The 20,331-nt window shown below is 66.9% G+C and carries 18 protein-coding genes; 7 read left to right on the top strand and 11 right to left on the bottom strand.

Annotated features, from left to right (window positions below; genetic code table 11):
• Positions 1 to 4: 4 nt before the first annotated feature.
• The 5 genes from ACM1PE_RS02825 to ACM1PE_RS02805 all read left to right on the top strand — a co-directional run bounded on the left by ACM1PE_RS02825 (position 5) and on the right by ACM1PE_RS02805 (position 5,307).
• Positions 5 to 1,570 carry an ABC transporter substrate-binding protein gene (locus ACM1PE_RS02825; RefSeq protein ID WP_419342524.1) on the top strand — a complete coding sequence of 522 codons (1,566 nt, stop codon included), beginning with the start codon at positions 5 to 7 and terminating at the stop codon, positions 1,568 to 1,570.
• A gap of 608 nt (positions 1,571 to 2,178) precedes the next feature.
• Positions 2,179 to 2,817, top strand: coding sequence for a GntR family transcriptional regulator (locus ACM1PE_RS02820; RefSeq protein WP_059375022.1), 639 nt, complete (start codon positions 2,179 to 2,181; stop codon positions 2,815 to 2,817).
• Positions 2,807 to 3,316, top strand: a complete 510-nt coding sequence (locus ACM1PE_RS02815; RefSeq protein ID WP_059375024.1) for an ureidoglycolate lyase — start codon at positions 2,807 to 2,809, stop codon at positions 3,314 to 3,316. Before ACM1PE_RS02820 ends, ACM1PE_RS02815 begins: the two co-directional genes overlap by 11 nt.
• A 25-nt stretch (positions 3,317 to 3,341) precedes the next feature.
• Positions 3,342 to 4,268, top strand: a complete 927-nt coding sequence (locus tag ACM1PE_RS02810; RefSeq protein WP_059375026.1) for an allantoinase PuuE — start codon at positions 3,342 to 3,344, stop codon at positions 4,266 to 4,268.
• A 43-nt stretch (positions 4,269 to 4,311) separates the two neighbouring features.
• Positions 4,312 to 5,307 (top strand): Bug family tripartite tricarboxylate transporter substrate binding protein, encoded by a 996-nt coding sequence (locus ACM1PE_RS02805; RefSeq protein ID WP_059375028.1) that lies wholly within the window; start codon positions 4,312 to 4,314, stop codon positions 5,305 to 5,307.
• 45 nt (positions 5,308 to 5,352) lie between these two features.
• Here ACM1PE_RS02805 and ACM1PE_RS02800 read toward each other — a convergent pair whose 3' ends face one another.
• The 7 genes from ACM1PE_RS02800 to ACM1PE_RS02770 form a co-directional block, all read right to left on the bottom strand.
• The gene (locus ACM1PE_RS02800; protein ID WP_306633833.1) at positions 5,353 to 6,912 is read right to left on the bottom strand and encodes an ABC transporter substrate-binding protein; all 1,560 of its coding nucleotides are present in this window, start codon (positions 6,910 to 6,912) and stop codon (positions 5,353 to 5,355) included.
• 186 nt (positions 6,913 to 7,098) lie between these two features.
• Complete coding sequence (locus ACM1PE_RS02795) at positions 7,099 to 7,719, bottom strand: GntR family transcriptional regulator (RefSeq protein WP_059375031.1); 621 nt, start codon at positions 7,717 to 7,719, stop codon at positions 7,099 to 7,101.
• 91 nt (positions 7,720 to 7,810) lie between these two features.
• Positions 7,811 to 9,466, bottom strand: coding sequence for an ABC transporter ATP-binding protein (locus ACM1PE_RS02790; RefSeq protein WP_419342523.1), 1,656 nt, complete (start codon positions 9,464 to 9,466; stop codon positions 7,811 to 7,813).
• Positions 9,466 to 10,284, bottom strand: a complete 819-nt coding sequence (locus ACM1PE_RS02785) for an ABC transporter permease (protein WP_059375034.1) — start codon at positions 10,282 to 10,284, stop codon at positions 9,466 to 9,468. The genes ACM1PE_RS02790 and ACM1PE_RS02785 overlap by 1 nt, the downstream gene beginning before the upstream one ends.
• Positions 10,281 to 11,225: an ABC transporter permease gene (locus ACM1PE_RS02780; protein ID WP_054450419.1), complete on the bottom strand. Its 945-nt coding sequence runs from the start codon at positions 11,223 to 11,225 to the stop codon at positions 10,281 to 10,283. The genes ACM1PE_RS02785 and ACM1PE_RS02780 overlap by 4 nt, the downstream gene beginning before the upstream one ends.
• Before the next feature lie 61 nt (positions 11,226 to 11,286).
• Complete coding sequence (locus tag ACM1PE_RS02775; protein ID WP_251877496.1) at positions 11,287 to 12,156, bottom strand: alpha/beta hydrolase; 870 nt, start codon at positions 12,154 to 12,156, stop codon at positions 11,287 to 11,289.
• Between the two features lie 202 nt (positions 12,157 to 12,358).
• Complete coding sequence (locus tag ACM1PE_RS02770; RefSeq protein WP_251877498.1) at positions 12,359 to 13,276, bottom strand: DUF808 domain-containing protein; 918 nt, start codon at positions 13,274 to 13,276, stop codon at positions 12,359 to 12,361.
• Positions 13,277 to 13,450: 174 nt separating this feature from the next.
• Between ACM1PE_RS02770 and ACM1PE_RS02765 the strand changes: the two genes are divergently transcribed.
• On the top strand, positions 13,451 to 13,759 hold the full coding sequence (locus ACM1PE_RS02765) for a DUF1272 domain-containing protein (protein ID WP_059375050.1): 309 nt from the start codon (positions 13,451 to 13,453) through the stop codon (positions 13,757 to 13,759).
• A gap of 25 nt (positions 13,760 to 13,784) precedes the next feature.
• Here ACM1PE_RS02765 and ytfE read toward each other — a convergent pair whose 3' ends face one another.
• The gene (gene ytfE / locus ACM1PE_RS02760; RefSeq protein ID WP_306633837.1) at positions 13,785 to 14,465 is read right to left on the bottom strand and encodes an iron-sulfur cluster repair protein YtfE; all 681 of its coding nucleotides are present in this window, start codon (positions 14,463 to 14,465) and stop codon (positions 13,785 to 13,787) included.
• A gap of 152 nt (positions 14,466 to 14,617) precedes the next feature.
• Here ytfE and norR point away from each other — a divergent pair, with 152 nt between their 5' ends.
• Positions 14,618 to 16,141 carry a nitric oxide reductase transcriptional regulator NorR gene (gene norR, locus ACM1PE_RS02755; protein ID WP_251877502.1) on the top strand — a complete coding sequence of 508 codons (1,524 nt, stop codon included), beginning with the start codon at positions 14,618 to 14,620 and terminating at the stop codon, positions 16,139 to 16,141.
• Between the two features lie 48 nt (positions 16,142 to 16,189).
• On the opposite strand, the gene ACM1PE_RS02750 is transcribed toward norR, so the two are convergent.
• From ACM1PE_RS02750 to ACM1PE_RS02740, 3 genes are read right to left on the bottom strand one after another with little or no spacing between them, the layout of a single operon-like run.
• Positions 16,190 to 17,560 (bottom strand): alpha/beta fold hydrolase, encoded by a 1,371-nt coding sequence (locus tag ACM1PE_RS02750; RefSeq protein ID WP_419342522.1) that lies wholly within the window; start codon positions 17,558 to 17,560, stop codon positions 16,190 to 16,192.
• Between the two features lie 58 nt (positions 17,561 to 17,618).
• Positions 17,619 to 18,071 (bottom strand): VOC family protein, encoded by a 453-nt coding sequence (locus ACM1PE_RS02745; RefSeq protein ID WP_059375061.1) that lies wholly within the window; start codon positions 18,069 to 18,071, stop codon positions 17,619 to 17,621.
• Between the two features lie 23 nt (positions 18,072 to 18,094).
• Positions 18,095 to 20,323 carry an alpha-ketoacid dehydrogenase subunit alpha/beta gene (locus ACM1PE_RS02740; protein ID WP_419342521.1) on the bottom strand — a complete coding sequence of 743 codons (2,229 nt, stop codon included), beginning with the start codon at positions 20,321 to 20,323 and terminating at the stop codon, positions 18,095 to 18,097.
• Positions 20,324 to 20,331 lie beyond the last annotated feature (8 nt).

Below are 20,331 nucleotides of genomic sequence, written 5' to 3'. Positions count from 1 at the left end.
ATCGATGAAAAACCATTTGTTGAGCGCCGCGGTTGCGCTGGCGCTGGGTTCCATGGCCGGCGCGGCCTGGGCGCAATCGGCCCCGCCGCTGCGCATTTCACTGACGGCGGATATCCGCTCCACCGAACCCGGAGTCAACCGCGACAGCAACAGCGACGCGGTGGTGCTGCACATCGTCGAGGGCCTGGTGGCCTACGGCGAGGATGCCGAGGTGCGGCCGCTGCTGGCCAAGTCGGTGGACATCAGCCCGGACGGCAAGACCTATACCTTCAAGCTGCGCGAAGGCATCACGTTCCACAACGGCAAACCGATGACGTCGGCCGACGTGCTGTGGACCTGGCAGCATTACACCGCGGCCAATTCGGGCTGGCGTTGCGCCAGCGAGTTCGACGGGCGCGGCACGGTCAAGGTGACGGGCGTGGAAGCCCCGGACGCGCAAACGGTCGTCTATCACGTCGAAAAGCCCAGCAGCCTGTTCCTGGCGACGCTGGCGCGCGCCGACTGCGGCGGCACCGGCATCCTGTCCAAGGACTCGGTGCGCGCGGACGGTTCCTGGGACAAGCCCATCGGCACCGGGCCATTCGAATTGGCGGAATGGAAGCGTGGCGAGTACGTGCGCCTGACGAAGTTCGCGGGCTATTCGAACCTGGACGGCAAGCGCGACGGCTATACGGGATCGAAGCGGCCGCTGGTGGACGAGGTGCGCTTCCTGATCGTGCCGGACGACTCCACCGCCAAAGCGGCCCTGCAGCGCGGCAACATCGACATCATCGAGGACGTGTCCAATAGCGACGTGCCGGTGCTGCAAGGCACGCCGAACGTCAAGGTGGCGCATGCGCCGGTGATGAGCATGACGGCGCTGCTGATGCAGACCAAGGATCCGGTGCTGGCCAATCCCAAGATGCGGCAGGCGCTGGCGCACGCGATCGATTACCAGCAACTGGCGGCGGCAGTGACGGAAGGCCTGGCCCAGCCCAACAATTCGATCGTGCCGCTGGTTTCGCCCTACTACGACGCGGCGCAGAAGCAGGGCTGGAACTACGATCCGGCGCTGGCGCAGAAGCTGCTGGGCGAAGCGGGCTACAAGGGGCAGGATCTGACGATCCTGACGACCAAGCGCTATCCGCAGTCGTACAACTCGGCGGTCATCATCCAGGCGATGTTGCAGGCGGTGGGGATCAAGGCGCAGCTGTCGGTGGTGGAGTGGGCGACGCAGCTGGACCGCTATAACGCGGGCACCTACCAGATGATGACGTTCCCTTATTCGGCGCGGCTGGACGCGGCGCTGAACTACGAGATGGTGACGGGGGACAAGGCGAAGCAGCCGCGCAAGGTCTGGGACAATCCCGCCGCGCTGAAGCTGATCGAGGCGGCGTCGTCGGATACGGATCATGCGAAGCGGCAGGCTTCGTTTGATCAGCTGCATAGGCTGTTCCTGGCGGATGTGCCTAGTATTCCTTTGTATAACGGGTTGGATATTGGGGCTTATCGGGCGGATATCAGGGGGTATCAGCCTTGGGCGGTCAAGAAGCCGCGGGCATGGGAGGTGGAGCGGGTTTCGGCTCCTTGATGTTGATTTTGTTGTCTTTGTTGGTGCCGGTGCGGTCTTCGTAGGTCGCCCGGCGGCGCGGGCCTGGTGGCTGCTCGCGCCCACGATTGCGGTCCGGAGCGTTCGCTCCGGACTGCCCCTTCGTCATCTTCGTCCTCGCCTTCGGCGACTCCTTCAGATTCCCTCGGGCGCATCGAGGTTGCTCGCAGCCACCAGGCCCGCACCGCCGGGCTACGAGTTTCTTGGTTCGCTGCGCCGTCAGACCCGTGGGTAGTGGCGAGGTTTGCGGGGCCCGCTGAATGCGGCCGCCTGCGCGGCCGCATTCAGCTTACTTGGTGGTGGGGCGTCGGAGCGGTGTGCGCTGGCGCGCTGGCGTGGGTCTTGTTTTTTCTCTCCTGCGGTTTTCTCCCCCCGCACCTTCCTTTCCGTTTTTTTCTCCGCTTTCGCTCTGCCTTCCCTTCTTCTCCCCTTTTCTCGCCACTCTGATTGCCTGGCCGTATCCGGCCACGCCTATTAGGGATACTACTGGTATCTCTTTGGGATACCAGTGGGGTACCTTCTCATCCGTTACGCGCGGCGGCAACTCGGAGTCTCTGTCGTCCGCGCTTTTTTCTTACGCTGCAACACACATGAACGCTACTCAACGCACCTATCAGACCCTGCTGGACCAGATCGTTTCGCGCCGGATTCCGGCGGGGGAAGTGTTGGAGGAACGCCGGCTGGCGGATGAGCTGGAGGTGTCGCGCACGCCGTTGCGCGCGGCGATGAACCGGTTGTTGGGCGAAGGGATGCTGGAGCGGCTGTCCAACGGATCCATCGTGGTGCGCTCGTTTGGCGTGACGGACCTGCTGGAATTGCTGCAGATCCGCAGCCTGCTGGAAAGCGAGGCGGCGGCGATGGCGACCGGGCGGATTCCGGCGGAGCCGCTGGAAGGGCTGCGGGCGCGCTTGCAGGCCTTGCTGGATGCGAAGACGCCGGACGAGAAGTCGGATTGGGAGGTCGATAACGCGCTGCACGATCTGGTGGCGGCGTACTGCGGCAACCGGAATCTGGCGACGATGATCACGGCGACGCGGCGGCAGGTGCGGATGTGCGATGTGGAGCGCTTGCCGCAACGGCAGGTGCAGGCGCGGGAAGAACACTTGGCGATCGTGGAAGCGCTGCTGTCGGGCGAGTCGGCCCGGGCGCGGCAGGCGATGGCGGCCCATCTGGAGAACGTGCGGCGCAGCTATGTGAATTCGCTGGGGTATCTGAGCCATGGCGCGTGACCTGGACACATCCCCGCGCGTGATCCGCCCGCGGCCGCTCACGCCCGAGGCCTTTGCGCCATATGGCGAGGTGATCGCGCACCAGGGCGCGGAGCGCCGTCACTATCTGACCGAGCCCATGCGGCATGGGCCCGAGGTGGTTCGCCAGGCAGGCTGGGTCAGCCGGGTGCAGGCGGCGGCGCCGGGGCCGGTGGAAATCCGGCTGATGGAACGCCACCGCCATGCGGCGCAGAGCTTCGTGCCGTTGACGGACTCGCCCTATCTGGTGGTGGTGGCGCCGACCGGCGCCGACGATCTGCCCGACATGGCGCGGCTGGAAGCGTTTCTCGCGACTGGCAGCCAGGGCGTGTGCTACCGCGTGGGCGTCTGGCATCACGGCCTGACCGTGTTGCAGGGCCCGGCGGAGTTCCTGGTCCTGATGGGCCAAACCGGCCGCGGCGATGACGACGAGTTCTGGCAGGCGCCGGCTCCGCACGCCCTGGTTTCGATTTCCGATTGACCCTACCTCGATGGCTAGCCCCGCTATGACTACCGATCATCCGCACTTGCGCCGCGATTTCGTCGGCTACGGCGCCAACCCGCCCGATCCCCGTTGGCCGGGCGGCGCGCGCCTGGCGTTGAACCTCTGCATCAATTACGAGGAAGGCGGCGAGCCTTCGGTGCCGGACGGCGACGCTGAATCCGAGACCGGCCTGACCGAGGGAGGCGCCGGCGGCTTCGCCGGGCGCGACCTGGCGGCCGAATCGATGTTCGAGTACGGCAGCCGGATCGGATTCTGGCGCGTGCACCGGCTGCTGCAGGAACGCGGCATGGCGGCCACGATACTGGGCTGCGGCCTGGCGCTGGAACGCAATCCGGAGGTCTGCGAGGCCATCAAGACGGCGGGCTATGACGTGTGCGCGCACGGCTGGCGCTGGGAACGGCACCAGAACCTGACGCGGGAAGAAGAGCGCGAGCGCATCCGCCGCACCGTGGAATCGATCACCCGCACGGTGGGTTCGCGCCCGCTGGGCTGGTACTGCCGCTACGGCCCAAGCCTGAACACCCGCGCCTTGCTGGCCGAGGAAGGCGGCTTTCTGTACGACTCCGATACCTATAACGACGAGCTGCCCTACTGGACCGAGGTCGGCGGCAAGCCCCACCTGCTGGTGCCTTACGGCCTGGCCAATAACGACGCCAAGTTCATCCGCGGCGGCATGGCCACGGGGCAGGACCTGTTCGAGTACCTGCGCGACGCATTCGACATGCTGTACGAGGAAGGCGCCACGGCTCCCAAGATGATGTCCGTGGGATTGCATCTGCGGCTGGTCGGCCAGCCGGGCCGCGCGGCAGGCCTGGCGCGCTTCCTGGACCACGTGGCGGCGCACGGCGACGTCTGGGTCTGCCGGCGCGCCGACATCGCTCGCCACTGGCATGCGCACCATCCGGCCGCCCAGGGCGCCGCGCGCTGATTCGTTTTCTGCATCGCCCACGTTTTCTCATCAGGAGAGCAGCATGTCGAAGTACCAGAAAATCAATCGCCGCGGCCTGCTGGCCACGGCCCTGGCCGGGTTGCTGGCGCTGGGCTTGAGCCCGGCGGCGCAAGCCGAGGCCTATCCCAGCAAGCCGATCCGCATCGTCGTGCCCTTCCCGCCCGGCGGCGCGGCCGACACCCTGGCGCGCGCGCTGTCGCAGCAGTTGAACGACACGCTGGGCAAGCAGGTCATCGTGGAAAACCGCGCCGGCGCGGGCGGCACCATCGGCACCAATGCGGTGGCGCGCGCGGAGCCGGATGGCTACACGCTGCTGTTGGGCAACGTGTCCACGCTGGCGATCGCGCCCAGCCTGTATCCGAACCTGAACTACGACCCGGTGAAGGATTTCACGCCCATCACCCTGGTGGGCAAGAGTCCGCTGGTATTCGCGGTCAATCCGGGCCTACAGGCGAAGAATCTGCCCGAACTGATCGCGCTGGCGAACAAGGATCCCGGCAAGCTGACCTTCGGCTCTTCCGGCGCGGGCAGCATCACCCACCTGACCGGTGAAGTGCTGAACCTGGCCACGGGCGGAAAACTGGTGCACGTGCCCTACAAGGGCAGCTCGCCGGTGCTGCTGGCGGTGGCCTCGGGCGAATTGAGCATGGGCGTGACGCAGGTCGTGGAGATGCTGCCGCAGTACAAGGGCGGCCGGGTTGGCGCCGCGGCGGTGACGGGCATCGAGAAGTCGCCCGCCCTGCCCGACGTGACCACCGCTGCGTCGCAAGGCGTGAAGGGACTGGAAGCCACCACCTGGTACAGCCTGATGGCGCCCGCGGGCGTGCCAGCGGAAGTGGTGCAGCGCCTGCATCCGGCGCTAGAAAAAGTGCTGACCAACGCCGAGCTGCGCAAGCGCTTTGCCGACGAGGGCCTGATCCTGGCGCCGTCCACGCAGGCGGAGCTGAGCGCGTTCCTGGGCAATGAAGTGCGCGACTGGGCCGCGGTGATCAAGCAGGCGGGCGTGAAGCTCGACTAGCGGCTGGCGCCGGGCCGCAAGCGCGGCCCGGCGCCATCAAGCGTCCTACTTGCCGTCGCGGACCTTGGTTTCCCAGGCCCGCGGCTTGCCTTCCCAGACCGAAAATCCTTCCACGCGCTTGCTGGATGCCCAGGCGTCCGCGCCGTTGTACAGCATCAGCATCGGGGTCTGTTCCAGCATCAGGGCGTGCAACTGGTCGAACAGCGCCTGGCGCTTGGCCGGATCGGATTCCAGGAAACTCTCGTCGATCAGCTTCTGCGCCGCGGGGTCATCCCAGACCTTGCGCGGCTGCTTGGTCTTGTCGCCCGAAAACTGCTCGAAGCTCAGCGACGGGTCCAGGCGCGAAGAAAACGAGAACGAGCTGATCTGATACTTGCCGGTGTTGTAGCGGTCCAGCTGCGTGGCCCATTCCAGCACCTCGATCTTGGCGTTGATGCCCACCGCCTGCATCATGGCCTGGGCGATCACCGCCACTTGATAGCTCGGCACGTGGGCGCGCTTGTTGGCGTAGATGATCACGGGCTCGCCCTTGTAGCCGGCTTCCTTCAGCAATTGCTGCGCCCGGGCCGGATCGTATTTGTAGCCGCGCTTTTCCGCGTCCTTGTAATAGGCCGAACCCGCGTAGACCGCGGAATTGTTCAGTTGGCCCAGTCCTTCGGAGGCCGCGGCCACGACCTGCGGAATGTCCAGCGAGGCGGCGATGGCCTGGCGGATCTTCACATTCTTCAGCACCGGATCCTCGGTCTGGAACAGCAGCACGTGCTTGACCGCGTCATGCGGGCTGAACACCGTCAGGTTCTTGGCGTTCTTCAGTTCGCCCACATCGGTGTTGGTGATCTGCGCGGCGTCGATGGCGCCCGACAACAGGCCCGCCTTCGAAGTGGAAGGATCCGGCACCACCAGGAACTTGACCTCATCGGCCAGCGGACGCTTGGAGCCCACGTAGCCGTCCGGCTTGTCGCCAGCGGGCGAGACGTAATCCTTGTAGGCCGTCAGCAAGGTGTATTCACCGCGCTTCCAATCCTTGAACATGTAGGGGCCGGTGCCCACCGGCTTGATCCAGGAACCGTCGGCGGCGACCGAATCCTTGGAGATGATGGCGGTCATGCCGCAATCGGTGCGGGCCAGCGAATCCAGGAACACGGCCGACTTGCGGTCCACCTTCATCACCACGGTCTGCGCGTCGGGCGCGGACACGTCCGTCACCTTCAGGCCGTTGCGGCCGTCAAAGTCGCTGCGGCAGCGCCAATCCGTCTTGGGATCCATGTAGCGCTGCCAGTTCCAGACCACATCGGCCGAGGTCAGCGCGGCGCCGTTGTGGAACTTGACGCCGTCGCGCAGCTTGAAGGTATAGGTCAAACCGTCTTCCGACAGGTCCACCGACTTGGCCAGCAAGGGTCCCACGGTGCCGTTCTCGCGATAGCCGACCAGGCCCTCGACGATGTTGAGGATCACGCCGTCGGTGGTGTTGTCGCGGTTGACGCCGGGGTTGGTCGAGCGGATGTCGGCGGGCTGGGCGATGGTCAGCAGCGCGGCCTGGGCCGAACCGGCGGCGGCCAGCGCCAGGCTGAGCGCGAGCGCTCTAGGTACGAAAACATGGTGCATGCAAAGACTCCCCGGCGTGCGGCGCAAAATTCACGCATATATTGGCGCCAAAATTAGCTGCCCATTATGAGCGGAATGCGCCGCTCCGCTATCGGGGGTATCCCTGAAGGCGCCACCGGAATGAAAAACGGCGGCCTTCATTCCGAAGGCCGCCGCATGCTTGCAGCGCGGGTTGCGCCGGCCGCCTCAGGAGATGTCCTGCCCCACGTGCTGGGCAATGATTTTCTGCAGGCGCTTGACGTCGCGCGCTTCCAGCGCGTCCACCATGTCGAAATGCTCGCGCGCGGAAATCTCGATGCGCGAGCGCGTCACCCATTCCTTGGCCGGCGCCGCCGGGCCGCGGGCCCGGGTTTCGTGGATCAGCGCGACCAGTTCGCGGTTGCGGCACATGTCGTACATGCCCGCGTGGAAAGCCAGGTTGACCTCGTACTGCTCCAGCAGCGTGCCGTCCTGCAGCAGCTTGGCGAAGCGTTCGGCCAGGGTGCGCAGCGCCTTGACCTTGGCCACGGTGACGTTGGGCATCAGGTCCGCCGCCGCGCCCGTTTCCAGCAGGATGCGGATGTCGCGGATCTGCAGATGCTGGTCCGGATCCATGGCGTAGACGTGATAACCCCGGTTCGGGATGTGCGCGATCAGCCGCTTGGCGGCCAATTGGTCTAGCGCCCGCCGGACGTCCAGACGCTTGGCGTCGTAGCGTTCCTGCAGGTCGATCTGTTTCAGCCAGGCGCCGGGACCGTAAACGCCCGCCTGTATATCGTGGGCGATGCGATCAACCAGGCCGGGTTGCGCCGTTGCCGCTTTCGGCATGGACCACTCCCGTCTATCAAATCCGAAGCGCGTATTTTATGCGTAAGTATTCCCGGGGGACGGCGCCTGCGCCCCCTGGGATACCCGCCCCTCAGGCGCTGGCCCGCAACGGCTGCTGCTGGTCCAGCCGCCAGCGCAGGCGCACGCCGCCGGTATCGGTGGATTCCAGCGCCGGAATCGCCGACAGCAGGCTGCGGGTGTACTCCTCTTGCGGTTGGTCGAACACCGCGTCGCGAGAGCCCTGCTCGACGATGCCGCCGTCGCGCATCACCACCACGCGGTCGGCCACCTGCTCCACCACGCCCAGGTCGTGGCTGATGAACAAGCAGGAAAAGCCATGGCGTTCCTGCAGGTCGGCAAACAGGTCCAGCACCTGCGCGCGCACGGTCACATCCAGCGCGGACACCGGTTCGTCGGCGATGACGAAGGCCGGACGGCGCACGATGGCGCGGGCAATTGCCACACGCTGGCGCTGGCCGCCCGACATCTCGTGGGGATAGCGCTTGGCGTACTCGGAGCCCAGGCCCACTTCGGCCAGCACTTCGTCCACCCGGCGGCGCTTCTCCGCCGCGGGCATGTCGTCCAGCATGCGCAGGCCCTCTCCCACCAGTTGGCCGATGGTCATGCGCGCGTCCAGCGAGGAATACGGATCCTGGAACACCATCTGGCAGTTCAGCCGGTAATCACGCCAGGAGGCCGAACGGCGGTTCAAGGCCTGGCCGCGGAACAGGATCTGGCCCGAAGTCGGCGCCAGCAATCCAGCGATGGCCCGTCCCAGCGTGGTCTTGCCCGAACCGGAGCCGCCCACCACCGCCACCACTTCGCGCGGCTTGACGTGCAGGTCGATGCCGTTGAGCGCGCGCTTGGCGCCGGTGCGCGAGAACAGCCGCTGATGGCCGGCGTAGTCGACCACCAGACTCTTGACCTCGACGATGGGCGGCTCCTTGCCCAGCTGGCGCGCCGGCAGCCGGCGCGGCATGGCGTCCAGCAGCTTGCGGGTGTAGGGGTGCTGCGGCCGCTCCAGAATGCTGGCGGTGGCGCCTGTCTCCAGCACCTTGCCGTGTTGCATCACCACCATGCGCTCGGTGTAGCGCGCGACCATCGGCAGGTCGTGGCTGATCATCAGCACCGCCGTATGGTGTTCGCGGGTCAGGTCCACCATCAGCTCCAGCACGTCGCGCTGCACCACCGCGTCCAGCGCGGTGGTGGGCTCGTCGGCGATCAGGAGCGCGGGCTCCAGCAACATCACGGACGCCAGCATCATGCGCTGGCGCATGCCGCCGGAGAACTCGTGCGGCCAGGCTTCCATCGCGCCCTTGGGATCGCGGATGCCCACCCGGCGCAGCATTTCCAGGATGCGTTCGCGGCGCGCGGCGGCGGACAGGCCCTTGCGGTGCAGGCGCAGGCCCTCCTCCAGCTGGCGACCGATGGGCATGGACGGATTCAGCGAGGTCATCGGCTCCTGGAACACCATGCCGATGCGCGCGCCGCGCAGCTTGCGCAGCGCGGCCGGGGACGCCTGCGTCACGTCCACGCCTTCGAACTTGATGGAGCCGCCGGCCACCACCAGCGGCGATGGCGTCAGGCCCATGATGGCGCGCGCGGCCTGCGTCTTGCCGCTGCCGGATTCCCCGACGATGCCGACCATCTCGCCAGGCGCCACCTCGAAGGACACGCCGCTGACGATTTCGCGCCCGCCCGGGCCAACGGTCAGCGACAGATTCGATACGGATACCAATGCGCTCATTACACGCCCCTCATGCGGGGATCGAAGCGGTCACGCACCGCGTCGCCCAGCAGATTGATTCCCAGCAGCGCGAGCGCGATGGCCAGGCCGGGAAGTATGGATAGATAGGAAGCCTGCGCCATGAACGGCCTTGCCGCGGCCAGCATGTTGCCCCAGGTGGGCGCGGGAGGCGGCACGCCCAGGCCCAGGAAGGACAGCGCGCTTTCCGCCAGGATCACCCAGCCGAACATGGAAGTGGCCAGCACCGTCAGCGGCGCCACGCAATTGGGCAGCACGTGGCGGAACATGGTGTAGAGCTCGGAGTTGCCCAGCACGCGCGAGGATTCGATGAACTCCTTCTCGCGCAGCGACAGCACCGTGCCGCGCACGATGCGCGTCACCGAGGGCGTATAGGCCAGGCCCAGCGCCAGGATGATGCCGTACTTGTTGGCGCCTACTACTGCCAGCAGGCCCAGCGCCAGCAACAGCCCGGGAAAGGCCAGCAGCGCGTTGTTGAAGGCCATGATGATGCGGTCGGTCCAGCCCCGCACAAAGCCGGTCAGGGTGCCGACGATCGTGCCCGCGACGATGGCGAAGCTCACCGTCAGCAAACTGATCCAGACACTGCTGGAGGCGCCGGCCAGCAGGCGCGACAGCTCGTCACGGCCGAATTCGTCCGTGCCGAGCAGGAACTCGCCGCCCGGCGGCTTCAGGCGCGCCACGAAGTTGATCTTGAGCGGGTCATGCGGTGTCCAGAAGGCGCCCATGATGGCCGCCACCAGCATCAGCGCCACGATGACGCCGCCCAGTAGCGCGTTGGCTGCAATTCGCTTTTTCATTCGGCGGTCACTCTCGGGTCAAAGAGGGGATAGCAAAGGTCGATGAACAGGTTCACGATCACGTAGACCACGCCCACGAACAGCAGACAGCCCTGGATCACGGGGTAATCGCGGGCGAAGATGGAGTCCACCAGCAGACGTCCCAGGCCGGGGATGGTGAACACAGTCTCCACCACCGCGATGCCGCCCAGCAGGTTGCCCAGCACCAGGCCGATCAGCGTCCAGGTGGGACCGAAGGCATTGCGGAAGGCGTGGCGCATCAGCACCGCGGATTCCGACAGGCCCTTGGCCCGCGCATGGGTGATGTAGTCCAGCCGCAGCACTTCCAGCGTGCTGGCCCGCGCCATGCGCATCAGCACGCCGATCTCATGCAGGAACAGCGTCAGGATGGGCATGGCCAGGTACAACAGGCCGGCCTTCCAGTCTTCGCCGATGGACACGTAGCCCACCACCGGCAGCCATTGCAGCTTGAGGCCGAAAAAGATCAGCAGCAGCAGGCCCAGCCAGAAGGTCGGAATCGACACCAGCAGCGTGGCCGTGCCGACCAGGAACAGGTCGGGTGCCTTGTTCTGCTTCCAGGCGGCGATCATGCCGGCCGGCACCGCCACCAGCGCGGCGAACAGCACCGCCACCACCACCACGCGGCCGCTGATCAGGAAGCGGTCCCACACCAGCGGCAGCACCGGCTGGCCGGTATTGATGGACGAACCCAGGTCCCCGTGCAGCATGTTGCCGAACCAGATGCCGAACTGGGTAAGCCAGGTCTGGTCCAGCCCCAGCCGCTCCCGCAGGTCGGCCAGCGCGGCCGGCGTCGCCAGGTCGCCCAGCAGCAGTTGGGCTGGGTCGCCCGGGATGAGCCGGATCATCACGAACACCGCCACCGCCACAATCAGCAGCGTCGGTATGGCCATGACGATCCGGGATAGCGCGAAACGCAGCATGCCCCTCTCCTATTCCTGGTCGCGGACTCGCGGATGCCCGCAAGCGCCGCGTCCGCCGGTCTCAGTTGTCTTCATGCCGCAGCTTGCGCAGGGCGGCGGCCAGGAAGTCCTGCACCTGGCCCACGCACTTCAAGCCGTCATGCGGCACGTTTTCCACCACGTCCAGCACCGCGTTCACGCCCTGCGCTTCGAACGAACGGCGCAGCGACTCCAGGCGCTCCGGGCGGGTACTGCCGGCGGAGTTCGCGCCAGGCATGAAGAACTTGCCGCCTTCGCGGTGGGTGATTTCCCAGGTTTCCAGGTCAGCCTTGCCCACGATCATGTGGACCGCCACCTGCTTGAGCGCTTCGATGTCGATGCGCTTGCCGAAACGGGCCTCGGCATCGCGCACGCCCACCCACCAATCCTGGCTGGGATCCAGCAACGTGACCGAGCCCGGCGCGCCGATCGACACGGCCCACAGGCTTTCGGGGTGCAGGTAGGCGAACCGGTTGACGAACTGGCCGCCGCCCGAATAGCCGAACAGGCCGAACTTCTTGAAGTCGCAGCCGAACTTCTCGCCCACTTCCGCCACCATGTCCAGCAGGATCTCGTCGTAGCGGATGTCGCCTTCGCGCAATTGCTTGAAACCGTCGCGGTTGCCGTCGCCCAGCGGGCTTACGGGGAACAGCGGGCACAGCACGATGCAGTCGTTCCAGCGGGCGAACTCCGCGAACGCGTCGCGGTATTCCACGAAGGCGCGACCGGTGCCGTGCATGATCACCACCAGCTGCATGGGATGCCTGGCGCTGTCGATGTGCGGCGGGACATAGGTGCAGTAGGAAAAGCGCGGGTCGGAGCGGGCGGCGAAGACGGTGCTGTGGCCCAGGTCGTACATGGCCCGCGCGCGGGCGGCGTCGGGCTGGATGGCGGGTGCTGCGTTGGACTGCATGATTTCCTCGTTTCCATGGCCGCGGGGCCGATGGTCTATGCCGGTGGTCGAAATAATGATCACATAAATTGGCGCCAATTTTAGGCGCACGTATTCCGGCACAACAAGGCAGGGGATTCCCTAGGAACGTAAAAAGGGAGCGCCGCGGCGCTCCCCTGGATGGCGCCGGCGCCCCCGCTCAGCGGGCCGGCGCCAGTCCGCCTCAGCCTTTCTTGAACAGCCGCTTGGCGAGGCTGACCGCCCCCAGCACCACGGCTCCGGCCACGATGCCGAACAAGGCATTGAGCAAGGTGGCCGTGAGCGCCTGCACCACCCCGCCCCCGCCCACCGCGGCGGCGGCCTGGTCGACCGCAGCCTGCACCGGCGCAATGCCGTGCGTCAGGATGGCGCCGCCCACCATGAACATGGCCGCGGTGCCGACCACCGAAAGGGTCTTCATCAGATAGGGCGCCGCACCCACGATGCGCCGGCCCAGCCAGGCCACCGCCTGGGACGATTTCTGGCTCAGGTATAGGCCCAGATCGTCCAGCTTGACGATGCCGGCCACCAGGCCGTAGACCCCAACCGTCATCGCGATGGCGATGACCGACAGCACCAGCACCTGCCGGGTAAAGTCGGCGCCCGCCACCGCCCCCAGGCTGATGACGATGATTTCCGCCGACAGGATGAAGTCCGTGCGTATCGCGCCTTTGATCTTGTCGCGCTCGAAGGCCACCATGTCGACCGTATCATCCTGCAGGGCCTGGGCGCGCGCGGCGTGGTTGCCTTCGTCCGAATCGCCGTGCGGCAGGAACTTGTGCGCCAGCTTCTCCACGCCTTCGTAGCAGAGAAAGGCCCCGCCCACCATCAGCAGGGGCGTCACGGCCCAGGGCGCGAAGGCGCTGATCAGCAGCGCCGCCGGCACCAGGATCAGCTTGTTGATGAAGGAGCCCTTGGCCACCGCCCAGACGACCGGCAGTTCCCGGTTGACCGGCACGCCCGTAACCTGCTGGGCGTTCAACGCCAGGTCGTCGCCCAGCACCCCGGCCGTTTTCTTGGCCGCGACCTTGGTCATGACGGACACGTCGTCCAATATGGTCGCGATATCGTCGAACAGTGCGAAGAAGCTGCTTCCCGCCATCAAGAATCCCCTGTGCCTCGAAAGGATTTTCGAGTGTACAGGCGGCCGGCGTCCGCCAAGCGTCGCCCGCCTGGCCGTTTTCACTTCTTTTCTGTCCGTAACCCCGATGGCGCGGCCGGGCATGCCGGCCTACCCTGGCGGCTGGACCCGACTATTGCCCCCCCAGGAGGCCACATGCTTGCCTTGCGACCCAGCTGCGAACACTGCGATGCGGCGCTGCCGCCAGACTCCGCCGCCGCCCGCATATGCAGTTTTGAATGCACCTTCTGCGCCGCTTGCGCCGAAGGATTGCTGGGCAATGTCTGCCCCAATTGCGGCGGCGGCTTCGCGCCCCGGCCGGTACGCCCCGCCAGCGACCGCAAGGGCGGCAACTTCCTGGGCAAGTACCCGGCCAGCACCGAGCGCAAGCATCGTCCGGTCGACCTGGCCGCGCACGACGCCTTGCGCCGCAGCCTGGACGGCGTTCCGCCGGAACGCCGCTAGCGGCTGCAACGCCCGAACGCGGGCGCTAGCTGTGCGCGTGCGCCGCCGGGCTGGCCGCGTTCTCGAACAGGATGTTGTTTTCCAGGTGGATGTGCGCCATCAGGTCTTCCTTGAAGGTACGCAATCCCAGGTACAGCGCCCGCCACGTGTTGCATGCGGCGCGCGGCAGCGTGATGTCGTGGGTCAGCGCCAGCAGCCGTTCCAGCGCCACGCCGTGGTCGTCGTGCTCGGCGCGCATGACCATGATGGGCATGCCGGCCATGGCGCCATGGCCGCGGGCCAGCATCGGGAACAGCACCTGTTCCTCCTTCTGCATATGGCTTTCCAGCTCCTGCTGCATCACGCGCAGGTGATCGGCCAGGCCGGTCGGGCAGTCAGGGCTGTCGGCGTGCACCTGCTCCACCTTGAGCGCCAGCCGGATCAGCTCGGGCAATTGCTGGCGGTGCACCTCGTGGTAGCGCGCCAGGATATGGTCGACCAGTTCGGCCGGCGAGGCCAGCCCCCAATCCGTTTCGTGGGACGGGCTGCGCGCCAGCTCCATCAGGCGCGCCTCGATCTGCGCCGCGTCCAACGAACGCTGGGCCGCCGCCTCGGCCAGGCTCTTCTTGCCGCCACAGCAGAAGTCCAGCTGGTACTCATGAAACACCTGCGTGGCGCCGGGGATGCTGCGGGCCAACTGGCCCAGGGATTGCTCAACCATGCTCATCGCGTCTCTCCATAGTTCGTGACGGGTACTGGAAGCAATGCGAAATCCGTGCCAGGAAAAACTTGCTATTTATCAATGAATTGCAAATTAAAGGGTGAATATCACCCTGGCAGGTCGAGGTTTTATCCACCCCGAACGGTAAAATTCACCCCATGCAAAACCTCCTGCTCGCCGATCTGGTCGCCGACCTGCCCCCCGCCGTCCGCCTGCAGCGGCTGGTGTCCAGCCTGCGCACGCACTTCCGCTGCGGCGCGGTGGCGCTGCTGCAACTGGAGGAAGACCATCTGCGCCCCATCGCGGTGGATGGCCTGACGCAAGACGCCCTGGGCCGCCGTTTCGCCGTGCAACAGCATCCGCGGTTGGCGGCCATCCTGGCGCGGCGCGGCGTCACCTGTTTCCACCACGACAGCACCCTGCCCGATCCCTATGACGGCCTGATCAACGGCATGGCTGGGGAACCGCTGCCGGTGCACGACTGCATGGGCACCAGCCTGCACATCGAGGGCCGCCCCTGGGGCGTGCTGACCCTGGACGCCCTGGAAGTCGGCACCTTCGACGCCGAGGCCCAGTCCGACCTGCGCGACTACATCGTGCTGCTGGAAGCCGCTTTGCGCACCACGCGCCTGGAAGCCGAAATCCGCGCGCTGCGCGTGGCGCGCGGCGCCGAACCGGCCGACAGCGCCGTCGCCGACAACAGCGAGATCCTGGGGCAAAGCGTAGCCATCGGCCGCCTGCTGCACGAAATCCAGGTGGTGGCGGATTCCGAGCTGCCTATCCTGCTGCTGGGCGAAACCGGCGTGGGCAAGGAACTGTTCGCGCATCGCGTGCATCGCCTCTCGCGCCGCCGCGACAAGCCGCTGGTGCATGTGAACTGCGCCGCGCTGCCCGAATCGCTGGCAGAAAGCGAATTGTTCGGCCACGCCAAGGGCGCCTTCTCGGGCGCCGTGGCCGACCGGCCCGGCCGCTTCGAAGCCGCCAACGGCGGCACGCTGTTCCTGGACGAAGTGGGCGAACTGCCGCTGCTGGTGCAGGCCAAGCTGCTGCGCACCTTGCAGAACGGCGAAATCCAGCGCCTGGGCGACGACCGGCCGCGCCGCGTCGACGTGCGCATCCTGGCCGCCACCAACCGCAGCCTGCGCGACCTGGTGCGGGTCGGCGATTTCCGCGCCGACCTCTATCACCGGCTATCGGTCTATCCCATCCCCATTCCGCCGCTGCGCGACCGCGGCAACGACGTGCTGCTGCTGGCGGGCCGCTACCTGGAACTGAACCGCGCGCGCCTGGGTTTGCGCAGCCTGCGGCTGTCGCCGGAGGCCGAGGACATGCTGCGCCGCTACCGCTGGCCCGGCAACGTGCGCGAACTGGAGCACGTCATCAGCCGGGCCGCCATCAAGGCCGTCAGCCACGGCGCCACGCGCAACGAGATCGTGACGCTGGGCGCCAAGCTGCTGGACTTGTCCGACGGCGACATGCCGCTGGCCGCGCCTCAGGAGGACGCCGACGCGCCCGCCGGTCCTGACCAGACGCTGCGCGAGGCCGTGGACGCCTGCCAGCGCCAGGCCATCCGCCGGGCGCTGGAGACGCACCAGGGCAACTGGGCCCATGCCGCGCGCGCCCTGGGCGTGGACTCCAGCAATCTGCACAAGCTGGCGCGGCGCATCGGGTTGAAGGGCTGACTCCGCGCCGGCCGTCCCGGCAAACGCCAAGCCCCATCCGCCATACCATCAGGGCCGCGCCATCGCCCCGAGCACGATATCCGCCACCAGCTTGCCGGCCTCCCATTGCGGCATGTGGCCGGCATCCGGCAGCAGATGCAGCGCGGTCCTGGCTGGCGCATTCAGCGCGTGGCGCCAGGGGATGACGGCGTCGCGCCGGCCGTGGATCAACGTGCAGCGGCACTGCAGGCTGGCCAGGTCCGCTGCGATGCTCAATTGCTGCACGCCGTTCCAGCCCACCTCCCGGCATAACTCGATCAGGGGCTCGCGCCGCGCCTGCGTGCTCTGGCGCAAGGCGTCGATGAAGTTTCCCGACGGAGTCATGCCGGAGACGGTGAGCTTCCGCAGCTCGCGCTGCGCCGCCTCATTGGTGCCGGCATGCGTCATGCCCGTCAGAAAGCTCTGGTCTATTTCAGTGCCCAGCCCGACCGGCGCGATCAGGACCAGGCTATCCACGGCCATGCCGGGGCGGGATGCCGCCCGGGCCGCCACCGCCGCGCCAAAAGAATGGCCAATCAGGTTCACGGGTCCGATGCACTGGGACGCCACCGTGTCGGCCACCGCATCGACGATATGTTCGAAGCGCGTGGCCTGCGAACGCGTGGCGCCATGGCAAGGCAGGTCCATCGCCAGCACGCGCAGTCCGGCGCGGCTGAGCGCGTGCGCCAGGCTGGCCCAGGCGTCGCGGTCGCCGAACATGCCGTGGATCAACACCGCCGTCTGGCTGCCCGGGCGCCCCCCTTCCCACACCGTGAACCGGACTTCGCCGTGGCGGGTGTTCGCCCAGGCCTCGCGCTTTTCTCCTGGCGCGCCGCGGGCTTGCATGCTGCCCTGTCCGCTGGCGCTTGCCTGACCGACATCCGCCACGGTCACGCGGCCGTTGGGCCCGGTCCCCGCCACTGCGTCCAGTGCGATGCCGCGCTCGGCCGCGACGCGGCGGGCGGCGGGGGTGGCGAACTTGCGGTCTACCGAAGGCTGCGCGACAGGATGCGCCAACGACGGCGAGGCCGCCGGCGTCCGCGCGGCAGGCGGCGCGGCTGGCGGCGCGACAACGGCCGCCGCGGCAGCGGCATCCGCAGGCTTTGCCGCCGCGGATTGCGTCGCCGCGCCGCCCGCGCTCGCCGCCACAGCCTCGCCTTCCATCTGTACCCGCGCGATCACTGTATCCGCGTTGACGAGGCCGTCCACCGCGACCAGATGTTCCACCATGACCCCGTCGTCGTGCGCGGGCACCTCGATGATGGATTTGTCGGTCTCGATTTCGACCAGCACGTCGCCCGTCTTGAAGGCCTGCCCAGGCGCCACGATCCAGGCGACCAGGCGGGCAGCGTCCAGGGCCTCGCCTGTCGGCGGGACGACCATATCCAGCGTTCTCGTCATGCTTGTTCCTTCGAAGATCGATGCGCGCCCCGGCAAGCGGAGTTGCGCCAGCGCAGCGTCAGGCCGCCGGATTCATGAACTGGATGAACTCCGTGATGGCGCCTTCCGGCTCCATCAGATAGAACACCTTGGTGCGCCCTTGCCGCATGACACGCGGCGAGGACACGCTTTCATAGCCGGCGCGCGTGGCCTGCTCGTATACGGCATCCACGTCCTCCACTTCGAAGGCCACGTGGCTGTAGCCGAAATCGCATTGGCGGCGGGGCTGCCTGTCGCCTTCCGGCGTGTAGTACTTGAACAGTTCCACCCGGTGTCCGCCATGGCGCAGCATGGCCCAGCGTATGGTCGCGCCCGGCAGGCCGACCACTTCGCCCAGCGCGGGCTCGCTGCGGTGGTCCATCTCGCCCTCCAGCTCGAAGCCGAGAAAGCCGGTATAGAAGTTGCGCGCGCGTTCGAAATCATTGACGCAGACGGCCGTGTGATGCGTGGCTAGCAGTTTGTCTTTGAGCATTTTTCTCTCCTATGGCGTCCGGTTCAGCGGGCGCCGCCGCGGCGGCTGTCCATGGATTTCAGGGCCATCTCCACGGCCTGCGCGTCCGCCAATGCGGCGCGCTCCAGCACCTTGGAGACCACGGGCGAGGAATTGGCGCCCGTAACGTGCACGATCTCGTGGTCCAGCCAGTCGAACAGCCTTGACTGCGCCTCGCTCGCCACCCGCGAGCCGATCGAGGTGCCGCGGGTAGTCTGCTCCACGATCATCAGCGCCTGCGTGCGCTTGACGCCGGCCGCGATGGTGTCCCAATCGATGCCCAGCGGATCCAGCGTGCGCAGGTCTATCACCTGGACGTCGATGCCCGTACGTTCCGCCGCCTGGCAGCAGACCTCGACCATGACGCCGTAGGTCAGGATGGTGCAGCGTGCGCCCTCGCGCGCGACCCGGGCCCGGCCGATCGGCACGATGTAGTCCCAGTCCTCGGCGGGCACCTTGCCCACCGTCTTGAACAGGTCGTTGTATTCCACCATCAGGACCGGATCGTCGCAGCGCAGCGCGGCGTTGAGCAGGCCGATATAGTCATAGGGACGCGATGGCGCCAGGATCCGCCACCCTGGATACTGGGCAAACAGGCCGCTGGCGTCCATGGAATGCTGCGAGCCATAGCCGGTGCCCGCCGTGACCCGGCTGCGCACCAGCACCGGCACTGCGAACTTGCCGCCGAACATGTGGCGCACCTTGGCGATCTGGTTGAACAGCTGGTCCGCGGCCACCAGCGCGAAGTCGGGATACATGATCTCCACCACGGGCCGCATGCCATTCAACGCCGCGCCCAAGGCCAGGCCAGTGAAACCGTTCTCGCAGATGGGCGTGCCGATGAGGCGTTCCGGAAAGTGATCGCCTATGTCCTTGGTAGCGCCGGCCGTGCCGCCTTTCAGGCGATGCACATCCTCGCCCAGGATGAAGATGCCGTCGTCGCGCTGCATGTTCAGCAGCATGGCGCGCGAAATCACGTCCTGGAACTTGGCGTCCGCCAGGCTCGCTGGCGTCTGCTCCTCCAGCTCGATGGCGCGTTGGCCCGCGAGTTCGCCCAGGTTGCCGCGGATACCGCTGTCCACGCTGGCCGGGTCCGGCCACAGTTCCGGCCGGATGCGTTGCGCCGCCTCGTCGCCGTAATGCTCCAGCAGCCGCCCCAGCGCGCCGTCTATCAATTCGTCCGCGCGGCGCTCCAGGCGGGCGATGCCGGCATCGTCGATCAGGCCCAGCGATTTCAGCTGCGCGGGAAACATCGACATGGGATCGCGCGCGCCCCAAGCCTCTTCCTCGTCCTTGTCGCGGTAGCGGAACGCGCTGCCCTTGAGCGCGCCCGACTGGTGCAGGTAGCGGTAGGTCTGCGCTTCCAGCAGCACCGGCCCGCCGTCGCGGCGGATGATGGCCCGAGCTTCCTGCATGGCCAGGCGCGCAGCCACCACGTCCATGCCGTCGAACTCGATCGCCGGCACGCCCAGGGACAGGCCGCGCGCCGACAAGCGGGTTTCGCGCGTCTGTTCCGACACGTGGGTGGACACGGCGTACAGGTTGTTTTCCACGAAGAAGATGGTGGGAGCGTTGTAGAGCGCCGCAAGGTTCATGGCCTCGTAAGCCGCCCCGCTCTGCATGGCGCCGTCGCCGAAGAAGGCCACCGACACATGATCGCGCCCGCGCAGCTTGTCGGCAAAGGCGTAACCCACCGCATGCGACGGATTGCCGCCCACGATGGCGTTGGATCCATAGATGCCGGCCTCGGGATAGCGCAGATGCATGGAACCGCCGCGGCCGCCGCAATAACCCGGCGTCAGGCCCAGGATCTCGGCATAAGTCCGGTAGACCACCTCGCGGTGCGAATCCAGCGTTTCCGAGTCCAACGGCGAATAGTCCGCCGGTGTGGCGTGGTTCAGCGCCTTGGCAAGAAACTGGTGGTGCATGCGGTGGGTGCCGTTGATCTTGTCGGCCGACTCCAGCACCGACATGGCGCCCACGGCGGCGCCGTCCTGGCCGATGCTGGAATGCGCCGGACCATGCAGGATGCCGGCCACGCTCAGCTTCAGCAGCTTCTCTTCGAAGCGCCGGATCAGTATCAACTGCTCCAGCATGCGGACCATCTCGCGCGGCGCGATGGCCCCCGCATCCGCGGCGGTGGCGGTAAGCCGCCACCACGGCGTGTCGGTGTGCAGGGCGGCAAGCCGCGAGGGTTTCGCGGCAGGCGCCGCGCCTTCATTGATGTGCTTCATCTACGCTT

Origin of the sequence: Achromobacter sp. PD1, from assembly GCF_048541815.1 — a bacterium.
GTDB lineage: Bacteria > Pseudomonadota > Gammaproteobacteria > Burkholderiales > Burkholderiaceae_B > Achromobacter > Achromobacter bronchisepticus_A.
The sequence above is the reverse complement of the archived record's forward strand: the minus strand, read 5'-3'. Positions and strand labels throughout refer to the sequence as shown.

Excerpts from the sequence above, each read along its gene's own strand:
- ACM1PE_RS02745 (WP_059375061.1), bottom strand. The coding sequence starts at position 18,071 with ATGCTCAAAGACAAACTGCTAGCCACGCATCACACGGCCGTCTGCGTC.
- ACM1PE_RS02790 (WP_419342523.1), bottom strand. The coding sequence starts at position 9,466 with ATGAGCGCATTGGTATCCGTATCGAATCTGTCGCTGACCGTTGGCCCG.
- ACM1PE_RS02785 (WP_059375034.1), bottom strand. The coding sequence starts at position 10,284 with ATGAAAAAGCGAATTGCAGCCAACGCGCTACTGGGCGGCGTCATCGTG.
- ACM1PE_RS02820 (WP_059375022.1), top strand. The coding sequence starts at position 2,179 with ATGAACGCTACTCAACGCACCTATCAGACCCTGCTGGACCAGATCGTT.
- norR (WP_251877502.1), top strand. The coding sequence starts at position 14,618 with ATGCAAAACCTCCTGCTCGCCGATCTGGTCGCCGACCTGCCCCCCGCC.
- ACM1PE_RS02795 (WP_059375031.1), bottom strand. The coding sequence starts at position 7,719 with ATGCCGAAAGCGGCAACGGCGCAACCCGGCCTGGTTGATCGCATCGCC.
- ytfE (WP_306633837.1), bottom strand. The coding sequence starts at position 14,465 with ATGAGCATGGTTGAGCAATCCCTGGGCCAGTTGGCCCGCAGCATCCCC.
- ACM1PE_RS02740 (WP_419342521.1), bottom strand. The coding sequence starts at position 20,323 with ATGAAGCACATCAATGAAGGCGCGGCGCCTGCCGCGAAACCCTCGCGG.
- ACM1PE_RS02810 (WP_059375026.1), top strand. The coding sequence starts at position 3,342 with ATGACTACCGATCATCCGCACTTGCGCCGCGATTTCGTCGGCTACGGC.
- ACM1PE_RS02805 (WP_059375028.1), top strand. The coding sequence starts at position 4,312 with ATGTCGAAGTACCAGAAAATCAATCGCCGCGGCCTGCTGGCCACGGCC.
- ACM1PE_RS02780 (WP_054450419.1), bottom strand. The coding sequence starts at position 11,225 with ATGCTGCGTTTCGCGCTATCCCGGATCGTCATGGCCATACCGACGCTG.
- ACM1PE_RS02770 (WP_251877498.1), bottom strand. The coding sequence starts at position 13,276 with ATGGCGGGAAGCAGCTTCTTCGCACTGTTCGACGATATCGCGACCATA.
- ACM1PE_RS02775 (WP_251877496.1), bottom strand. The coding sequence starts at position 12,156 with ATGCAGTCCAACGCAGCACCCGCCATCCAGCCCGACGCCGCCCGCGCG.
- ACM1PE_RS02800 (WP_306633833.1), bottom strand. The coding sequence starts at position 6,912 with ATGCACCATGTTTTCGTACCTAGAGCGCTCGCGCTCAGCCTGGCGCTG.
- ACM1PE_RS02815 (WP_059375024.1), top strand. The coding sequence starts at position 2,807 with ATGGCGCGTGACCTGGACACATCCCCGCGCGTGATCCGCCCGCGGCCG.
- ACM1PE_RS02750 (WP_419342522.1), bottom strand. The coding sequence starts at position 17,560 with ATGACGAGAACGCTGGATATGGTCGTCCCGCCGACAGGCGAGGCCCTG.
- ACM1PE_RS02825 (WP_419342524.1), top strand. The coding sequence starts at position 5 with ATGAAAAACCATTTGTTGAGCGCCGCGGTTGCGCTGGCGCTGGGTTCC.
- ACM1PE_RS02765 (WP_059375050.1), top strand. The coding sequence starts at position 13,451 with ATGCTTGCCTTGCGACCCAGCTGCGAACACTGCGATGCGGCGCTGCCG.